The organism is Pseudomonas sp. efr-133-TYG-23 (assembly GCF_030209215.1).
Classification (GTDB): domain Bacteria; phylum Pseudomonadota; class Gammaproteobacteria; order Pseudomonadales; family Pseudomonadaceae; genus Aquipseudomonas; species Aquipseudomonas rhodesiae.
The window spans coordinates 66,863-86,126 of the sequence record NZ_JARVSL010000020.1 but is presented as its reverse complement, the minus strand read 5'-3'; the positions used below and the strand labels follow the sequence as shown (position 1 = coordinate 86,126).

Genomic DNA, 19,264 nt, shown 5'->3' with positions numbered 1-19,264 from the left:
GAGTTCTTCATGGCGAAAATCAACCTGGCCCAGCAATTGGCGACCACCCTGGAACAGGCGGGCATCAAGCGCATCTGGGGTTTGACCGGTGACAGCCTCAATGGGCTGACCGACGCCTTGCGTAGCATGGACAGCATTGAGTGGATGCACGTGCGTCACGAAGAAGTGGCCGCGTTCGCTGCGGGCGCCGAAGCGGCCGCCACCGGGGAGCTGACCGTATGCGCCGGCAGTTGCGGGCCGGGCAACCTGCATTTGATCAACGGTCTGTTCGACTGCCATCGCAACCACGTACCGGTGCTGGCGATTGCCGCGCAGATCCCATCGTCCGAGATCGGCCTGAATTACTTCCAGGAAACCCATCCCCAAGAGCTGTTCAAGGAATGCAGCCACTTTATCGAGCTGGTCAGCAACCCTGAGCAGATGCCCCAGGTGCTGCACCGCGCCATGCGTTCTGCGATTCTCAATCGCGGCGTGGCGGTGGTGGTGATTCCGGGGGATGTGTCGCTGCTGGAAGTCGAGGACAAGCTCAAACCCTGGCCGGCCCTGCACGCGCCGCGCACCTTACCGGCGGAGCAGGACCTGCAACGTCTGGTCGAGATCCTGCAAAGCAGCCAGAAAGTCACCCTGCTGTGCGGCAGCGGCTGCGCCGGCGCCCACGACCAAGTCGTCGCCCTGGCCGACACCCTCGGTGCGCCGGTGGTGCATGCGTTGCGCGGCAAGGAGCATGTGGAGTGGGACAACCCGTTCGACGTGGGCATGACCGGCCTGATCGGCTTCAGCTCCGGCTACCACGCCATGCTCGACTGCGACACGCTGATCATGCTCGGCACCGACTTCCCCTATCGCCAGTTCTACCCCACTGACGCTACGATCATCCAGATCGACCGCGACCCCCAGGCCCTCGGCCGACGCGCCACCCTGGACTTGGGCATCGCCGCCGACGTCAGCGAGACCCTGGACGCCCTGCTGCCGCACCTGACCCGCAAAACCGACCGCAGCTTTCTCGACACGTCGTTGAAGCACTATGCAAAAGCCCGCCAGGGTCTGGACGATCTGGCGCAGCCGTCCAAAGCCAATCGGCCGATTCACCCGCAATACGTCGCACGCCTGCTCAGCGAACTGGCGGACGACGATGCCATCTTCACCGCTGACGTCGGCTCGCCCACCGTGTGGGCCGCGCGTTACCTGAAGATGAACGGCAAGCGCCGCCTGATCGGCTCGTTCAACCACGGCTCAATGGCCAATGCCATGCCCCAGGCCATCGGCGCACAGGCGGCGTTCCCTGGACGCCAAGTGATCTCGATGTCCGGCGACGGTGGCTTTGCCATGTTGATGGGGGATTTCATTTCACTGGCGCAATTGAAGCTGCCGGTCAAAGTCATCGTGTTCGATAACGCGTCGCTGGGGTTTGTCGCCATGGAGATGAAAGCCGCCGGTTACCTGGAGGCCGGCACCGATCTCAAAAACCCGGACTTTGCCGCCATGTCCAACGCCATGGGCATTCTCGGTATTCGCGTGGAGCAATCCGAAGACCTGGAGCCGGCGTTGCGCCGTGCCCTGGCCCATGATGGCCCGGTGCTGGTGGATGTGGTCACAGCGACCCAGGAACTGGTGATGCCGCCCAGCATCAAGCTGGAACAGGCCAAAGGGTTCAGCCTGTACATGCTCAAGGCGGTGATGAGCGGGCGTGGCGATGAGGTGATCGAGTTGGCGCGCACCAACTGGCTGCGATAAACCGTATCTGTAGGGGCGTGTGGGAGCAATCCCGCACACCCCTCAGGCGCGTAATTCAGCCCCGCTGTTTTTCTACCCACTGCCCGTAGGCATCGATAAACGCCTGCAAGAATGGCTTGGTCTTTTCCGACACCTTGCCGCTCTCGTCAAACACGCTGCCCGCGCCGCCCAGGTAGGCTTCCGGCTGCTGCATGCACCACACATCCAGGAACACCAACGACTGGCGCAAATGGTGGTTGGCGCCAAACCCGCCAATCGCCCCTGGCGACACACTGATAATCGCCCCTGGCTTGCCGCTCCAGGCGCTTTTACCGTAAGGGCGCGAACCCACGTCAATCGCGTTCTTCAACGGTGCCGGCACCGAGCGGTTGTATTCGGGGGTCACGAACAGCACCGCGTCGGATGAACTCACCTGCTGGCGGAAAGTGCTGTAGGCTGCCGGCGGTGAAGCACCATCGATGTCCTCGTTGTAGAGCGGCAGATCGCCGATTTCCACGATGTTCAACTTCAGATTGGCAGGAGCCAGTTCGGCCAACGCCAACGCGACTTTGCGGTTGATGGAGTCTTTTCTCAAGCTGCCAACCAGGACGGCAATCGTGTAGACCTTGCTCATTGAGATTTCCCGACGTCTGACTAAAGGAGCTTGTAGTTATAGAGTCTTCGCCGCGCGTTCACCAGCAGGTTTTGCAGTGTTTTTATAGGTTTGTATGACGCCACACAGCGTAGGAAGCTTCTGAGAAAGCCTACGAATAGTATTTTTTTCTTATAGGTAAACTACCCCGCTCCCTGACGGTCTACACAACCGTAAATCGAGTGTTTATCTCCAGAGGTTCTAAACAGATGGCAGCAGTACTTGTCGGACAGTTCCATGCCAGAGACGCAGAAGGACGCGTGTATTCGGTGCATGAGTTCCAGGAATCCAACCCGGCCCAAGGCGACCTGGCTGGCTCGGCGCCTACCACCACCTACAAGCTGGCCATTGGCGATCGTGTAGAAAAACTGGAAGGCGACGAATTCAAACTGATTCAATCGGGGACGATTCTGGTCCGCGAATCGCAAACCACCCTCGCTTCATAAGATCTCGCCGTTTCTGCCTGCTCAGTCCTGGCCAATGATGGCATTGACTGGGCTGGGCGATCACGGTCGGCGGATCTCCGTCACTTCGGCATCAGCTTCACCCTCGACCTGTTTGAGCGTGACCATCAATTGCCCTCGCTCCCCTTCGACCGCATACAGTGAACGCGTATAACCCGGCGCGCCATAGGCCGGATATGCCTGTACCTGACGCACCAGGGCAATGCCCAGCACCGCCCCCACCTGCTCGCTCACCTGCTCCTGGGAACGGATAAAGGTTTCCAGCGCCAGACTCTCCGGCAAGGGTTCGTCGTGATTACTCAAGAGATAAGCAGCCGCGCACCCCACGGTCAGAAGCACCAGGAGTTGCTTGGCCGTTACCCCGAAAAAGCGCGAGGGGATTGGCATGTGAGACCCGACCTGTTTTTGTTGTAAGTGCCGTTGGCGGCTTTGGTCATCGATGTTCGGACGCGCCATTCTAGTGGGGCCATGGCCGAACGCCATAGGTGTGAGCGACCCGCGCAGTCTTTTTTGCGCATCGAGGCCCGCGCCATTGAAACCCCACGGCGCTGCACATAGACTCCGGCGATGCGTTTACGTCATATCGAAGTGATTCAGGCCATTTTGCAGACCGGACACCTCGGCACGGCCGCCGAGTGGTTGCAACTCCCCGTGGGCGATGTGGACGCAACGCTCAAGGATGCCGAGCATCAACTGGGCTTCATGTTGTTTGCCAGCGTGCGCGGGCGCTTGCAGGCCACCCGCGAAACCCTGGAGTTGCAAGCCGACATCGCCTTGCTCTACGAAGCCCTGGAGCCGGTGCAACGCCTGGCCAGCCGCCTCAAACTCCATCACGCACCCACCCTGCGCGCCCTGTGCACTCCGCCCCTGGCCAATCAACTACTGCCGCAAAGCATTGCCGCATTGCGCCGGCGCTTTCAGGACACGCCGTGCAATCTGTCCAGCCAGCCGACGCGGGAGATCGTCAAAAGCCTGTTGCTGCGCGAGGCCGAAGTCGGCCTGAGCCTGCACGACCCCGAGCACCCGCAGATCCAATGCAGTGTGCTGGCCCAAGGCAAGCTGCAACTGCTCGCGCCCCATGGCTGGCTCAAGCCCAAGCAGAAGTACATCGCACTGCAGGAACTGGCCGGCCAGTCAATGATTGGCCTTGAAGGACAAGACCCGCTCAGTCGGCTGCTGGACGCCAAGCTGCAAGCCCTGCGCCCGTTGCCGGTGGTGCAGACGCGGGTCCAGACCTATCAGATGATGCGCAGCATGGTAGAGGCGGGTGAAGGCTTGGCGATCGTCGACCCCTTCACCGCATACGGCGCTCGGGAGGCCGGACTGGATGCCTGCCCGGTGTCGCCGCCGATCATGGTCAGTCTGTATGCGTTGACGCTCAAGGACGCCACGCCCTCCCCGGCCTTGAATGCGTTGCTGGAGATCGTCACGCACAAGGCGCAAGCCCTGCTGGGCTGACTAAGCCTTGTCGACTTCGCTTTTGAACAGCCGATACCAGAAAATCGCCACTTCGCGGGTCTGTGGGTCGATGCCGCGATAGCGCAGGTGGTCGATCCCGCCCATCACATAGCCGCAGCGCTCATACAGGCGGCACGCGCCGAGGTTGTTGTTCTGGGTTTCCAGCACCATGCCCGGCAGGCTTTTCTTGCGGCTCCAGAACTGCGCCACATCCAGGAGCGCCTTGGCCACCCCGTGCCGGCGTGCTTGCAGCGCCACCGCCAGCTCGTCGACATGGGCAAAGCCGTTCCAATTGGTGCTGACGACGATGTGCCCCACCGGCTCGTCATCCAGGTAGGCCATAAAGATGGCGCTGTCGGGGGCGTCGCGGAAACTGGCGAACTCCTCCGGGTCGATGCCATAGCACTTGCGGTACGGCAGGATGCGCTCCACCGGCCATTGATCGACCCGCTTACCCATCTGCGGCACGCCATAGCCACTGACTTCGAAGCTGAAATCATTGCCCCAGACATAAGCGTCAAAGCCTGCATCGGCGACCCGCACACTGAGCCCTGGATACTTCGGGTTCGTTACAGCTTGCATAGACATCCTTAACCTTTGATGCAATCGACGGTGTAACAACGACCACTGCCGCCGTCTTCGTGTTGTAACCCGTGAACATCCGCGACAAACCCAGGGAAACTGCTATCGAACGTGCGGGCAAATGCCAGGTAGTCGATGATCGACCGGGTGGACTCGGTAAAGCGTTCGCCCGGCATGATCAATGGGATGCCCGGCGGGTACGGCACCAGCATCACCGCTGCGACGCGCCCTGGCAAGGCATCGATGGAAACGGCCTCGACTTCGCCCCGGACCAACTGGTCGTAGGCGTCGGCTGGTTTCATGGCGATCTCCGGCAACACCGTGTACATGCGCTTGAGATGCTTGGCCGTGGCGTTGATGCGGTAGCAACTGTGCAATTGGTTGCAGAGGTCGCGCAACCCCAGCCCCTGATAACGCACCGGCCCCTGGGCAAATACCGAAGGCAGGCAACTGGCCAGGCTGACATTGGCGTCGTAGTTGCGTTTGAACTCCAGCAACTCGGTGAGCAAGGTACTCCATTTGCCTTTGGTGATGCCCATGGAAAACAGCACGAGGAAGGAATACAGCCCAGTCTTTTCCACTACCAGCCCACGCTCCCAGAGGAACTTGCTGACCACTGCGGCGGGAATCCCGCAATCGCTCAACGCACCGCCGGCCGTGAGACCGGGCATAACCAGGGTGACTTTGATCGGATCGAGCAATACGTAGTCTTCGGCCACGTCGCCGAAGCCATGCCAGTCATCTTCGGGATGCAACAGCCAATCCGCCGTGGCAACACGGTCGATGCCGGCCACCGAGGGCGGTTGCCAGATGGAAAACCACCAATCCTCGGCCGGCAGATGCTGACGCAGATTGGCCAGGGCCCGGCGGAAACTCAGGGCCTCATCGAACATTTCCTGCAACAGCGAGCGGCCGGCCGGGCCTTCCATCATGGCCGAGGCGACATCCAGCGAGGCGATGATGCTGTATTGCGGCGAGGTGGAGATATGCATCATGAACGCTTCGTTGAATCGATCGCGGTCCAACTGACGCGCACCGCCGTCCTGTACATGGATCATCGACGCCTGGCTGAAGGCCGCCAGCAACTTGTGGGTGGAATGGGTGGTGAACACCAGCGGGCTGTCTACGGTGCGCGAGGTACCCATGCCGTAACGTCCGGCGAAGAACTCGTGAAACGCCGCATAGGCGTACCAGGCTTCATCGAAATGCAGCACCTCGACGCTGCTGCCCAGTTGCTGCTTGATCAGTTCGGCGTTGTAACACAGGCCGTCGTAAGTGGAATTGGTCACCACCGCCAACTTCACCTTGGGTGGCCGACCTCGGGTCAACGGGCTGGCATCGATCTTGGCGCGGATCGACTCGGGGCTGAACTCGCTGAGCGGGATGGGGCCGATGATCCCCAGCTCATTGCGCTCTGGGCACAGGTACAGGGGAATGGCGCCGGTCATGATGATCGAATGCAGTACCGATTTATGGCAATTGCGATCCACCAGCACCAGATCATCGCGACCGACCATGGAATGCCAGACGATCTTGTTGGCGGTGGAGGTGCCGTTGATCACGAAAAAGGTATGGTCGGCGCCGAAATTGCGCGCGGCACGGGCCTCGGCTTCGGCCAGAGGGCCGGTGTGGTCCAGTAACGACCCGAGTTCGGGCACCGAGACCGACAAGTCCGAGCGCAGGGTGTTTTCCCCGAAAAACTGATGGAACGCCTGCCCCACCGGGCTTTTGCGATAGGCCACGCCGCCGCCATGGCCGGGGGTGTGCCAGGAATAATTGGAGTCGGCGGTGTGCTGCACCAGCGCCTTGAAGAACGGCGGCAACAACCCATCCAGGTAGGTGCGCGCCGCACGGGCCACTTGCCGGGCCAGGAACGGCACGGTGTCTTCGAACAGATAGAGAATGCCGCGCAATTGGTTGAGTTCGCTCATGGCATCGGCCGGAGCGTTCTCCAGAGTGACCTGCTCACCCAAGGCGAAGATTGGCAAGTTCGGCGCACGCAGCCTGGCCAGACGGATCAGTTCCACCATGTTTTGCAGCAGATGGGTGTTTTCACCGGCACCTTCGGCGGCGATCAGCATGCACGCCAGGCCATGATGGGTAGACGCCACCAACCGACCTTCGGCGTAGTCCACGGCGGAGAAAATACTGAAACCCTCTTGTTCCAACTCCTGGGCAATCCCCCTGACCCGATCACCGGCAACGGTGTCGGCCTTGATGTCGCGGTGCACGATAAGGATGGGGAATTTCAGGTCTTTGTACATGAGAGCTTGTAGTCCTGAGGGCTATGCACTCAAGGGTAGAAGCTGGGAGCGGATGTGGCGAATGAAGATTTTGACGGCCAGCGATGGAAGGGAGCGAGGCCCCCTTGCGCATTACTGTTGGGTCAGTTGGGTCCACAACGCCGGCGCACCGGCCGACTTGGCAATGGCTTCCAGGCGTGCCGCGTGCTCTGCCAGGTCCTGCTCGCTGGCGCGAATGATAGTGGTGGGCTTGCGGTCGGCTGGCAGGCGGCGAATCTCCGAAGGGCGGTTGCCTGAACCTTCGGCCGAGCCGGCGCCATCGGACGCGTTACCGGCCAGGGACAGGCTAGTCTGCCCGCCGGTCATGGTCAGGTAAACGTCGGCGAGGATTTCCGAGTCGAGCAAGGCGCCGTGGAGTTCACGGCCGGAGTTGTCGACGCCATAGCGTTTGCACAGGGCATCCAGGCTGTTGCGCTGCCCCGGATGCCGTTCACGGGCCATCATCAGGGTGTCGAGGATCGAACAGTGCTGGGAAATGTCAGCGCGGTCGGTCTGCCCCATCAGGGCGAACTCGTTATTGATGAAGCCTACGTCGAACGCCGCGTTATGGATGATCAACTGGGCGCCGTTGATGAATTCGAAGAACTCATCGGCCACCTCGGCAAAACGCGGTTTGCCTTTGAGGAATTCGTCGGTGATGCCGTGAACGGCAATCGCGCCTTCGTCGCTGTCGCGATCCGGTTGCAGGTAGACGTGAAAATGACGACCGGTAAGGCGGCGCCCCATCAGTTCGACGCAGCCGATTTCAATGATCCGGTGGCCGTCGGTCACCGGCATGCCGGTGGTTTCGGTATCGAGTACAACAGATCGAATGGCCATCAGGGTTCAGCTCTCAACGGTGTGGGTTGTTCAAAGCGCGCGATATTAACATGTCGACCGGCATCAGCCCTGCTTGTAGCCACGCACTTCATCGACCCCCCGGTTGGCCAGTTGGTCGGCGCGTTCGTTACCGGGATGGCCGATGTGCCCGCGCACCCATTTCCAGGTGATGTCATGGCGATTGCATTGCTCATCGAGCAATTGCCACAAGTCGGCATTTTTTACTGGTTCCTTGGCGGCGGTTTTCCAACCGCGCTTCTTCCAGTTGACCATCCACTCGTTGATGCCCTTCATCACGTACTGCGAGTCGGTCACCAGCAACACGTTGCAGCGACGCTTGAGTTCTTCGAGGCCGCGAATGGCGCCCATCAGTTCCATGCGGTTGTTGGTGGTGTTGGCTTCGCCGCCCCACAATTCCTTCTCGACACCCTTGCAAACCAGTAAGGCGCCCCAGCCGCCTGGGCCGGGATTGCCTTTGCAGGCGCCATCGGTGAAGAGTTCTACGCTATCGGTCATCGGTTGCTCGGTCTGAAATCAAAAGAAGTATTTACGGTTGGCTTTGCTTGCGGTTGACCTTGGCCATCGGCATTGGCACCAGCTTACCTAGGGGTTCGCGTCGCGCCTGGCGTACCGGTCGCAACCCGACCGCGATCTTGCGCGCCACCAATAAATAGAAGCCGCCGCCCGACAACTGCCAGGCACCCGCCCTGCGCTCCCAGCCCGCCAGGCGAGCCTGCCACTTGGCCGAGGCAAGCGGCGGACGATAGCACCCGAAGCGGCGTTTCTCCAGCGCGAAGCCCAGCAGGTTGAGCCAGTCCCCCACCCGCGAGGGTGAGATGCAGCGCGCCTGGCGCAGGGCATCGTGAGCGAACACATGGCGCAGGCCCCAACTGCTCCAGGGGTTGATGCCGACAATCAGCAGATGCCCGCCAGGGCGGACGCTGCTCGCCGCTTCGCGCAGCAAGCCATGGGGTGACAGGCAGAAATCCAGGCCATGCTGCAACACCACCACATCGGCGGCGTGCTCGCTCAACGGCCAGGCTTGTTCCTCGCAAACAATTTCCACGCCCGGCAATGGCGCGCCAAGACGCACATTGCGCTGCACCTGCGGCGCGGCGGGCGGTGTTTGGGCCGAGGGGCCGTAATGCACCAGATAACCACCGAAAAACCGGCCCAACTCGTCTTCGAGCATGCGCCGTTCTTCATCCAGCAAAAATTGCCCGACCGGTCCGGACAACCATTCACGGGCCGCGCTGATCAGAGCCAGCCACTCAGGATCGGCCTGGGCGAACGCTTTATCAGTCATTGCATTCTCCAACTTGCCTAGACGTTCTAAGATGCACCAATGTGTTCAGCTTGGCGAATCGAAGAATGATACAGATCAGTGCCCTGCCCGCCTTCACCGATAACTACATCTGGTTGTTACAAGACCCCGGCACCCAGCGCTGCGCGGTGGTCGACCCCGGCGATGCCGCGCCGGTACTGGACTGGTTGCAGCAGCATCCAGGCTGGTCCCTCACCGATATCCTCATCACTCACCATCACCATGACCATGTCGGCGGTGTCGAGCGTTTGAAGAGTGCAACCGATGCCACCGTTTACGGCCCAGCCGACGAGAATATCCCCGCACGGGACGTCGCGCTGCGCGACAACGACCGCGTCAGCGTGCTGGGCTGGGATTTCGACGTATATACCGTACCCGGCCATACCCTCGGCCATATCGCCTACTACCATGAGGGCGTGCTGTTCTGTGGCGATACCCTGTTTGCCGCCGGTTGCGGGCGTCTGTTCGAAGGCACCCCCGAGCAGATGCACGCCTCGCTGCAACGCCTGGCCGCCTTGCCCGACGACACGCAGGTGTATTGCACTCATGAGTACACCCAGAGCAACCTCAAGTTTGCCGCGGCGGTGGAGCCGGATAACACCGACATTGCCGAACGCGTGGAGCATGTGCGCCAGCTACGGTCTCGCGATGAAATGACGCTGCCTTCCAATCTGGCCCTGGAAAAGCGCACCAACCCCTTTTTGCGCACCGCTGAAACATCCGTTAAACAAAAAGCGGACGAACGGAGCGGACGCGACAACCGCTCTGGGGCCGAGGTGTTTGCCAGCTTGAGGGCATGGAAAGATAAGTTCTAAGTCGATGCAATCTGATACGCAATTTCTGAATGGTTGACCGGAACCTAAGTGCTTTCTAGAATCGCCCGACATTTTTGCCCGGAACTTACTTCCAGCCAATGTCGTCATCTATTCGTAAATCCAACCATTCAGACGCATTGACCCGCCTGGCTCAAGCTGTGGCGGTGGCCGTGTCCGCCACACTGGCGGGCTGCCAATCGACGAATTTCGCCGCACAATCCACCGTGCAACCCAAACCCAATCTCGCCGCCAAAATCAAACAGAAACCTATCTGGCTCTCCGAGAAACCCAGCCCCGAAGCGCCCCAGGATGTCTGGGAACGCATGCGCCGAGGCTTCCAATTGCAGGAGGGTGTAGGCGTCAACCCGCGCATCGAGCAACAGCGCTTGTGGTTCGCCAGCAATCCGTCCTTTCTCGAAAACGCCGGCGAACGCGGTAGCCTCTACATTCATTACATTGTCGAACGTCTTGAAGAACGCAACATGCCCCTGGAGCTGGCACTGCTGCCAGTGATCGAAAGCGCCTACAACCCAATGGCCTATTCACGCAGTGACGCGGTCGGCCTGTGGCAGTTCATCCCCTCCACCGGGCGCTACTTCAACCTGCGCCAAACCCGTGCCTACGACGGCCGTCGCGACATCACCGCCTCCACCACCGCCGCCTTGGACTACCTGACCCGTCTGCACGACATGTTCAACGGCGATTGGCTGCTGGCCCTGGCCGCGTATAACGCCGGCGAAGGCACCGTCAGCCGCGCCATCGAACGCAACGAAAAGCTCGGCCTGCCGACCGATTACTGGAACCTGCCGCTGCCCCAGGAAACCAAGGACTACGTGCCCAAGTTCCTGGCGCTTTCCCAAGTGGTGCTGGCGCCCGAAGCCTACGGCGTCAACCTGAACCCGATTGCCAACACACCGTACTTCGAAGTGGTGGAAGTCAAACAAAGCATGGACCTGTCCCAGGTCGCCGCGCTGGCTGAAATCGACGAAGACGAGCTGTTCCAGCTCAACCCGGCCTTGAAACAACGCACCACCCTGGATGGGCCGCAGCATTTGCTGGTGCCCAGTTCCAAGGCGCAACTGCTCACCAGCACCCTGTCGACGATGAAGCCTGAAGAATTGCTGGCGATGCGTCCGAAAAAACAGGTATTCGACGAAGTCGAGACCGCGCGGGTGGCCGGCCGCACCCGCACCTACAAAGTGCGCAGTGGCGATAACCTGACGCTGATCGCCAAAGCCAATAAAGTCGATGTGCACGACCTGCAGCGCTGGAACCAGCTCAACGGCCAGGCCCTCAAGGTCGGCCAGACCCTCGTGATGCAGGACAACCGCAAGGTGGTGGCCAGGGCCGACAGCAAGAAACCGGTGCAGTACAAGGTCAAGAAAGGTGATTCGCTGTACATCGTCGCCAAGCGCTTCAACGTCGAGATGCAGCATCTCAAGCGCTGGAACCCGCGCACCGGCCAGGCACTGAAGCCAGGGCAAATGCTGGTGGTGTCTGGGCCGCGCTAACGCCTGAAGAACGCCGCAGAAACCATGTGGGAGGGGGCTTGCCCCCGATATTGGTGTGTCAGCCAGTGAATCTGGTGACTGGCACACTGTCATCGGGGGCAAGCCCCCTCCCACATTGCTCTCCAGTGTTTGCGACTGTCTTTTTCCAACCGGAACAAGCTGTTACTGTACCGACCATAAAGCCCAAGCCGCCTGGATCGGATCTCTGACTTGAAGCGTCCCCTCCTTCTACTAATAAGTCTGGCCTTGAGCTTCGCTGCGAACGCGACGATTACCGAAAGCCACGGTTATGCGCAGTTCGGCACGCTCAAGTACCCGGCCAAATTCACCCACTTCGACTGGGTAAACCCTGCGGCGCCTAAAGGCGGCACTTTGCGGGTGATGGGGTTTGGCACCTTCGATACGCTCAACCCCTATACTTTCAAGGGCTCAAGCCCGGTTTCCACGCCCAACTTCTCGCAATACGGCATCAATGAGCTGAACGAGCCGTTGATGGTCGGCACCGGCGAATATGCGCCGTCCGGCGATGAACCCACTTCCAGCTACGGCCTGATTGCGCAGTCGGTGGAATACAGCGAAGACCGCAGTTGGGTGGTGTTCAATCTGCGCCCGCAAGCACGCTTCCATGACGGCAAGCCGATCACCGCCGACGATGTGGCGTTTTCCTATCGCACCCTGCTGACCGATGGCCACCCGCAATACCGCACCAATCTGCAGGAAGTGGCACGGGTGGATGTGCTCAACCCCCATCGAATCCGCTTTGTGTTCAAGCGTAGCGGCAACCCGCTGCTGATCCTGCGCCTGGGGGAGTTACCGGTGCTGCCCCAGCACTATTGGAAAAATCGCGATTTCAAGGCCACCACCTTCGAGCCGCCGCTGGGCAGTGGTCCGTACCGTATCAGCAAGGTCACGCCGGGCCGGCAACTGGTGTTCGAACGGGTCAAGGACTACTGGGGCAAGGATTTGCCGGTCAACCGGGGGTTCTACAACTACGACAAGGTCGACGTAGAGTTCTACCGCGACAGCGACGTGGCCTTCGAAGCGTTCAAGGCCGGCGAGTTCGACATTTATATCGAACACCAGGCCAAAAACTGGGCCAATGGCTACAACTTCCCGGCGGTCAACCGTGGCGAGGTGATCAAGGCACAGATTGCCCACCAGATACCGACCCAGAGCCAAGGCCTGTTCATGAACACGCGGCGCCCGACCTTCAGCCAGATCAAGGTTCGCGAGGCCTTGGGCCTGATGTTCGACTTCGAGTGGACCAACCGCACGCTGTTCAGCAACGCCTATAAACGCACCTTGAGTTACTACCCTAACAGCGAGTTCGCCGCGACCGGCCTGCCGGTCGGGCATGAATGGCTGATGCTGTCGCCCTATCGCGATCAACTGCCGCCTAACCTGTTCACCCAAGCCTTCAGCCTGCCCCACACCGACGGTCGCGGAATCCCGCGCGAGACCTTGCGCCATGCCCTGGCCCTGCTCGGTGAGGCTGGGTGGACATTGTCGGGGCAGCGCCTGCTGAACAAGGACGGGCAGCCGCTGCGCTTCGAGATCCTGCTGGTCAACCCGAACCTGGAGCGGATTCTGCAGCCCTACGTCGAGAACCTGATCAGCATCGGTGTCGATGCGCGCCTGCGTACCGTCGACCGTGCGCAATACAAGCAACGCCTGGATCAGTTTGACTTCGACATGATCCTGATCACCCTCAACCAGACCCTCAGCCCGGGCCTGGAGCAATGGCAGTACTTCCACTCCAGCCAGGCCGCTATCAAAGGCAGCAAGAACTACGCGGGCATCGCCAACCCGGTGGTCGACCATCTGCTGGAACAGCTGCTGGCGGCCCAGACCCGCGAAGAACAACTGGCCGCGGGACGCGCCCTTGACCGGGTGCTGCTGTGGCAGCACTACAGCATTCCCAACTGGTACCTCAACTATCATCGCCTGGCCTACCGCAACCGGTTCGCCTTTGTCACCACGCCGCCCTATAGCCTGGGCCTGAGCGCGTGGTGGCTGAAAGCTTCGGAGAAAGCCCAATGATGTATTTGCGTACTGCACTCGTCAGCCTGTTGCTGTGCACCGCGGCCCACGCCGCGCCACAACATGCGTTGACGCTGTATAACGAACCGCCGAAATACCCCGCCGATTTCAAACACTTCGATTACGTGAACCCGGATGCGCCCAAGGGCGGCACTTTCCGCGAATCGAGCATGGGCGGCTTCGACAGCCTCAACCCGTACATCAGCAAGGGCGTGCCGGCCGACAATATCAGCCTGATCTACGACACCCTGGCCATGCAAAGCCTGGACGAACCGATCACCGAGTACGGCCTGGTGGCCGGTAAGATCGAGAAAGCCCCGGACAACAGCTGGGTACGCTTCTACCTGCGCCCCGAAGCGCGCTTCCATGATGGCCACCCTATCCGTGCCGAAGACGTGGTGTTCACCTTCCAGACCCTGATCAAAGACGGCGCACCGATCTTCCGCACCTACTACGCCGATGTCGACGACGTGGTGGCCGAAGACCCGCTGCGGGTGCTGTTCAAGTTCAAGCGGACCAATAATCGCGAACTACCGCTGATCCTCGGCCAACTGCCGGTATTGCCCAAGCACTGGTGGGCCACTCGCGACTTTTCCCGGGGCAACCTGGAGATACCCCTGGGCAGCGGACCGTACAAGGTCGCCGAGGTCAAGGCCGGACGCATGATTCGCTACGAGCGGGTCAAGGACTATTGGGCCAAGGACCTGCCGGTGGCCAAGGGCTTTTACAACTTCGATTACCGCGTCACCGACTATTACCGCGACAACACGGTGGCACTCGAAGCCCTGAAGGCCGGGCAGTTCGATTATTGGCAAGAGATGAGCGCCAAGAACTGGGCCAACGCTTACAACATTCCGGCGGTCACCCAGGGCCGGCTGATCAAGGAAGAGATCCCCAACGGCAACCCCACCGGCATGCAGGGCTTTGTGTTCAATACCCGCAGACCGATGTTCCAAGATGTGCGGGTGCGCAAGGCCATCAGCCTGCTGCTGGATTTTGAATGGAGCAACAAACAGCTGTTCAACGGCGCCTACACCCGCACCCGCAGTTATTTTGAAAACTCGGAAATGGCCGCCACCGGCCTGCCGGGCCCGGATGAACTGGCCATCCTTGAGCCGTTGCGGGACAAAATCCCTCCCGAAGTCTTTACCCAGGCCTTCGAACCGGCCAAGACCGACGGCAGCGGCATGATCCGCGCACAGCAACGCGAGGCCTATCAGCTATTGCAAGAGGCCGGTTGGCGCATCGTCGACGACAAGATGGTCGACGCCCAAGGCAAACCGGTGACCATTGAGTTCCTGCTGGCCCAGACCGAGTTCGAGCGCGTGCTGTTGCCATTCAAGCGCAATCTGGCGGACCTCGGTATCGACTTGGTGATTCGTCGCGTCGATGTGTCGCAATACATCAACCGCCTGCGCTCGCGGGACTTTGACATGCTGGTGGGCAGCTTCCCGCAATCGACATCGCCGGGTAACGAACAACGCGAGTACTGGAAGTCTTCCAGTGCCGACAAGCCTGGCAGCCGTAACTACATGGGCCTCAAGGACCCGGCCATCGACCAACTGGTGGAAGCGTTGATCGACGCCGATTCGCGCAAAAGCCTGGTGGCCCATGCCAAGGCGCTGGATCGGGTGCTGCAGTTCGGTTATTACGTGATCCCCAACTGGCACATCAAAACCTTCCGCGTGGCGTACTGGGACCACCTCGGCCATCCAAAAACACCGCCGCGCTACGACGTCGGCACCGCCACCTGGTGGGCCAAACCCGAGGTCAAACCGGTAACCCCCGACGACACCACCCCCAGCGCCGACTCGGCAAGCGGAGGCGATTGAATGCTGGCCTATATTGTTCGCCGCCTGTTGCTGATTATCCCGACGCTGTTCGGAATTCTGCTGATCAACTTCGTCATCATCCAGGCGGCTCCCGGTGGCCCGGTGGAGCAGATGATCGCCAAGCTCGAAGGCTTCGAAGGCGCCACCAGCCGGATTGCCGGCGGCGGTGCCGAAGTCTCCGTGGCCGGCTCCAGCTACCGCGGCGCCCAGGGCCTGGACCCGGCGCTGGTCAAGGAAATCGAGAAGATGTACGGCTTCGACAAATCGGCGCCGGAACGCTTGTGGATCATGGTCAAGAACTACGCGCGCCTGGATTTCGGCGACAGCTTTTTCCGCGACGCCAAGGTCATCGACCTGATCAAGGAAAAACTGCCGGTGTCCATCTCCCTCGGTTTATGGAGCACGCTGATCATGTACCTGGTGTCGATCCCGCTGGGGATCGCCAAAGCCACGCGGCACGGCAGCCATTTCGATGTGTGGACCAGCTCAGCGATCATCGTCGGCTACGCGATCCCGGCGTTTCTGTTTGCAATCCTGCTGATCGTGGTGTTCGCCGGCGGCAGCTACTTCGACTGGTTCCCGTTGCGCGGGCTGACGTCCAACAACTTCGACGAGCTGAGCTGGGGCGGCAAGATCCTCGATTATTTCTGGCACCTGGCGTTGCCGATCACGGCGCTGGTGATCGGCAACTTCGCCACCATGACCCTGCTCACCAAAAACAGCTTCCTCGACGAGATCAACAAGCAGTACGTGATCACCGCCAAAGCCAAGGGGCTGACCAATCACCGCGTGCTCTACGGCCACGTATTCCGCAACGCGATGCTGCTGGTGATCGCTGGGTTCCCCTCGGCGTTTATCGGGATTTTCTTCACCGGCTCGTTGCTGGTGGAAGTGATTTTTTCCCTCGATGGCCTGGGCCTGATGAGCTTCGAAGCCGCCATCAACCGCGATTATCCGGTGGTGTTCGGCACGCTGTTTATCTTCACCCTGCTGGGGTTGATCGTGAAGCTGATCGGCGACCTCACCTATACCCTGGTCGATCCGCGTATCGACTTTGCCAGCCGGGAGCATTGAGATGAACCTGTCCCCCCTCAATCGCCGTCGGTTCGAACGCTTCAAGGCCAACAAGCGTGGCTGGTGGTCGCTGTGGCTGTTCTTGATTCTATTTGTGCTCAGCCTGGGCGCCGAGCTGATCGCCAACGACAAGCCCTTGGCCGTGCACTACGACGGCGGCTGGTATTTCCCCGCGCTCAAGCGCTACCCGGAGACCACTTTCGGCGGCGAGTTTCCGCTGGAGGCCAACTACAAGAGCCCGTATATCCAGGAACTGCTCAAGGCCAAGGACGCCTGGACGCTGTGGGCGCCGATCCCTTTCAGCTACCAGAGCATCAACTACGACCTCAAGGTGCCGGCGCCGGCACCGCCCTCAAGCGTCAACCTGCTGGGCACCGACGACCAGGGGCGCGATGTGCTGGCGCGGGTGATCTACGGCTTTCGCGTGTCGGTGCTGTTCGCGCTGACGCTGACCGTGCTCAGTTCGATCATCGGCGTGATCGCTGGCGCGTTGCAGGGCTTCTACGGCGGCTGGGTCGATCTGGCCGGGCAACGCTTTCTGGAGATCTGGTCGGGGTTGCCGGTTCTGTACCTGCTGATCATTCTCGCCAGTTTCGTGCAGCCTAACTTCTGGTGGCTGCTGGGGATCATGCTGCTGTTTTCGTGGATGAGCCTGGTGGATGTGGTGCGCGCCGAGTTCCTGCGCGGCCGCAACCTGGAATACGTGCGTGCGGCGCGGGCCTTGGGTATGCAGAACGGCGCAATCATGTTCCGCCACATCCTGCCCAATGCCATGGTTTCGACCATGACCTTTATGCCGTTCATTCTCACCGGCGCCATCGGCACCCTCACCGCCTTGGACTTCCTCGGCTTTGGCCTGCCGGCCGGCTCGCCGTCACTGGGCGAACTGGTGGCCCAGGGCAAATCCAACCTGCAAGCGCCGTGGCTGGGCATGAGTGCCTTTGCCGTGCTGGCGATCATGTTGAGTTTGCTGGTGTTTATCGGCGAGTCCGCTCGCGATGCCTTCGACCCGAGGAAATGAGATGAATCAGGACAATCTGATCGAAATCCGCGACCTCAGCGTCGAGTTTGTGACCGGCGAGCATCATCACCGGGTGGTGAGCAACGTCAGCTTCGATATCAAGCGCGGCGAAACCCTCGCGCTGGTGGGCGAAAGCGGTTCCGGCAAATCGGTGACCGCCCACTCGATCCTGCGCCTGCTGCCCTACCCGCTGGCGCGGCATCCGTCCGGCACCATCCAGTACGCGGGGCAGGACCTGTTGACCCTCAAGGAAAAGCCCCTGCGGCACATTCGCGGTAACCGCATCGCGATGATTTTCCAAGAGCCGATGACCTCGCTGAACCCACTGCACAGCATCGAAAAGCAGATCAACGAGGTGCTTGGCCTGCACAAGGGCCTCACCGGCAAGGTCGCCACCCAGCGCACCCTGGAGCTGCTGGAGCTGGTGGGCATCCCTGAACCGCACAAGCGCCTCAAGGCCCTGCCCCATGAATTGTCCGGCGGCCAGCGGCAGCGCGTGATGATCGCCATGGCCCTGGCCAACGAGCCGGAACTGCTGATTGCCGACGAGCCCACCACCGCTCTGGACGTCACCGTGCAGTTGAAAATCCTCGAACTGCTCAAGGAACTCCAGGCGCGCCTGGGCATGGCCTTGCTGCTGATCAGCCACGACCTGAACCTGGTGCGACGCATCGCTCATCGCGTGTGCGTGATGCAGCAAGGTTGCATCGTCGAGCAGGCCGATTGCCAGACGCTGTTCCAGGCCCCGCAGCACCCCTATACCCAGGAACTGCTGGCCGCCGAGCCCAGCGGCGGGCCGGCGACCAATGCCGTCGGGCCGCCGTTGCTGGTGGTGGATGACCTCAAAGTGTGGTTCCCGATCAAGAAGGGCTTTTTGCGCAGCACCGTCGATTACGTAAAAGCGGTGGACGGCATCCACTTCAGCCTGCCCCAGGGCCAAACCCTGGGCATCGTCGGCGAAAGCGGCTCGGGCAAATCCACCCTGGGCCTGGCGATTCTGCGCTTGATCGGCAGCCGCGGCGGCATTCGTTTCGAAGGTCAGCAAATGGACGCCCTCAACCAGCAGCAGGTGCGCCCGCTGCGCCGGGAAATGCAGGTGGTGTTCCAGGACCCGTTCGGCAGCCTGAGCCCACGCATGTGCGTCAGCGAGATCGTTGGCGAAGGATTGCGCATCCATAAGATGGGCACCCCTGCCGAGCAGGAAGCGGCGATTATCGCGGCGCTCAAGGAAGTCGGCCTGGACCCCGACTCGCGCCATCGCTACCCCCACGAATTTTCCGGTGGCCAGCGCCAGCGCATCGCCATTGCCCGCGCGTTGGTGCTCAAGCCGCGCTTGATCCTGCTCGACGAGCCCACCTCCGCCCTCGACCGCACGGTGCAGCGCCAAGTGGTGGAGCTGCTGCGCAACCTCCAAGCCAAGTACAACCTCACCTACCTGTTCATCAGCCACGACCTGGCGGTGGTCAAGGCGCTGAGTCACCAATTGATGGTGATCAAGCAGGGCCAAGTGGTGGAGCAAGGTGATGCGCAGGCGATCTTTGCCGATCCACAACATGCCTATACCCAGCAATTGCTCAAAGCCGCGTTTCTGGCGGCGCCCGACGACTGCCCGACGCATAGCGCTCCCTGACTGCCCTGGCGGAACCACACCACAAC

General features: G+C 60.9%; 17 protein-coding genes. 10 read left to right on the top strand and 7 right to left on the bottom strand.

Annotated elements, in window-relative coordinates; translation table 11 throughout:
* Window positions 1-9 precede the first annotated feature (9 nt).
* Window positions 10-1,734: a ubiquinone-dependent pyruvate dehydrogenase gene (gene poxB / locus QRN41_RS13810; RefSeq protein WP_034113166.1), complete on the top strand. Its 1,725-nt coding sequence runs from the start codon at window positions 10-12 to the stop codon at window positions 1,732-1,734.
* 55 nt (window positions 1,735-1,789) lie between these two features.
* On the opposite strand, the gene QRN41_RS13805 is transcribed toward poxB, so the two are convergent.
* Window positions 1,790-2,347, bottom strand: coding sequence for an NADPH-dependent FMN reductase (locus QRN41_RS13805; protein ID WP_236217561.1), 558 nt, complete (start codon window positions 2,345-2,347; stop codon window positions 1,790-1,792).
* A 227-nt stretch (window positions 2,348-2,574) separates the two neighbouring features.
* Here QRN41_RS13805 and QRN41_RS13800 point away from each other — a divergent pair, with 227 nt between their 5' ends.
* Window positions 2,575-2,811 carry a hypothetical protein gene (locus tag QRN41_RS13800; RefSeq protein ID WP_016979714.1) on the top strand — a complete coding sequence of 79 codons (237 nt, stop codon included), beginning with the start codon at window positions 2,575-2,577 and terminating at the stop codon, window positions 2,809-2,811.
* A gap of 60 nt (window positions 2,812-2,871) precedes the next feature.
* Here QRN41_RS13800 and QRN41_RS13795 read toward each other — a convergent pair whose 3' ends face one another.
* A complete protein-coding gene (locus QRN41_RS13795) occupies window positions 2,872-3,216 on the bottom strand; it encodes a hypothetical protein (protein WP_167417514.1) in 345 nt (114 codons plus the stop codon).
* 180 nt (window positions 3,217-3,396) lie between these two features.
* Here QRN41_RS13795 and QRN41_RS13790 point away from each other — a divergent pair, with 180 nt between their 5' ends.
* A complete protein-coding gene (locus QRN41_RS13790; RefSeq protein WP_047881914.1) occupies window positions 3,397-4,287 on the top strand; it encodes a LysR substrate-binding domain-containing protein in 891 nt (296 codons plus the stop codon).
* Here QRN41_RS13790 and QRN41_RS13785 read toward each other — a convergent pair whose 3' ends face one another.
* From QRN41_RS13785 to QRN41_RS13765, 5 genes are all read right to left on the bottom strand, one after another.
* Window positions 4,288-4,869, bottom strand: coding sequence for a GNAT family N-acetyltransferase (locus QRN41_RS13785; protein ID WP_034097033.1), 582 nt, complete (start codon window positions 4,867-4,869; stop codon window positions 4,288-4,290).
* Between the two features lie 8 nt (window positions 4,870-4,877).
* Entirely contained in the window at window positions 4,878-7,133 is a 2,256-nt protein-coding gene (locus tag QRN41_RS13780) for an Orn/Lys/Arg family decarboxylase (RefSeq protein WP_285421671.1), read from the bottom strand.
* 111 nt (window positions 7,134-7,244) lie between these two features.
* Complete coding sequence (gene dnaQ / locus QRN41_RS13775) at window positions 7,245-7,985, bottom strand: DNA polymerase III subunit epsilon (protein WP_167389906.1); 741 nt, start codon at window positions 7,983-7,985, stop codon at window positions 7,245-7,247.
* A 69-nt stretch (window positions 7,986-8,054) separates the two neighbouring features.
* Entirely contained in the window at window positions 8,055-8,507 is a 453-nt protein-coding gene (gene rnhA, locus QRN41_RS13770) for a ribonuclease HI (RefSeq protein WP_034097030.1), read from the bottom strand.
* Window positions 8,508-8,538: 31 nt separating this feature from the next.
* On the bottom strand, window positions 8,539-9,297 hold the full coding sequence (locus tag QRN41_RS13765) for a methyltransferase domain-containing protein (protein WP_034137906.1): 759 nt from the start codon (window positions 9,295-9,297) through the stop codon (window positions 8,539-8,541).
* Between the two features lie 65 nt (window positions 9,298-9,362).
* Between QRN41_RS13765 and gloB the strand changes: the two genes are divergently transcribed.
* From gloB to QRN41_RS13730, 7 genes are all read left to right on the top strand, one after another.
* Window positions 9,363-10,130, top strand: coding sequence for a hydroxyacylglutathione hydrolase (gene gloB / locus QRN41_RS13760; RefSeq protein WP_167417513.1), 768 nt, complete (start codon window positions 9,363-9,365; stop codon window positions 10,128-10,130).
* A gap of 98 nt (window positions 10,131-10,228) precedes the next feature.
* Window positions 10,229-11,641: a transglycosylase SLT domain-containing protein gene (locus QRN41_RS13755; protein WP_285421670.1), complete on the top strand. Its 1,413-nt coding sequence runs from the start codon at window positions 10,229-10,231 to the stop codon at window positions 11,639-11,641.
* A gap of 210 nt (window positions 11,642-11,851) precedes the next feature.
* On the top strand, window positions 11,852-13,681 hold the full coding sequence (locus QRN41_RS13750) for an extracellular solute-binding protein (protein ID WP_167417511.1): 1,830 nt from the start codon (window positions 11,852-11,854) through the stop codon (window positions 13,679-13,681).
* Window positions 13,678-15,513, top strand: a complete 1,836-nt coding sequence (locus tag QRN41_RS13745; protein WP_034137902.1) for an extracellular solute-binding protein — start codon at window positions 13,678-13,680, stop codon at window positions 15,511-15,513. Before QRN41_RS13750 ends, QRN41_RS13745 begins: the two co-directional genes overlap by 4 nt.
* On the top strand, window positions 15,514-16,587 hold the full coding sequence (locus QRN41_RS13740; RefSeq protein ID WP_034097024.1) for a microcin C ABC transporter permease YejB: 1,074 nt from the start codon (window positions 15,514-15,516) through the stop codon (window positions 16,585-16,587).
* Window position 16,588: 1 nt separating this feature from the next.
* The gene (locus QRN41_RS13735; protein WP_012723835.1) at window positions 16,589-17,608 is read left to right on the top strand and encodes an ABC transporter permease; all 1,020 of its coding nucleotides are present in this window, start codon (window positions 16,589-16,591) and stop codon (window positions 17,606-17,608) included.
* A 1-nt stretch (window position 17,609) separates the two neighbouring features.
* Window positions 17,610-19,238 (top strand): ABC transporter ATP-binding protein, encoded by a 1,629-nt coding sequence (locus QRN41_RS13730; RefSeq protein ID WP_047881909.1) that lies wholly within the window; start codon window positions 17,610-17,612, stop codon window positions 19,236-19,238.
* Window positions 19,239-19,264 lie beyond the last annotated feature (26 nt).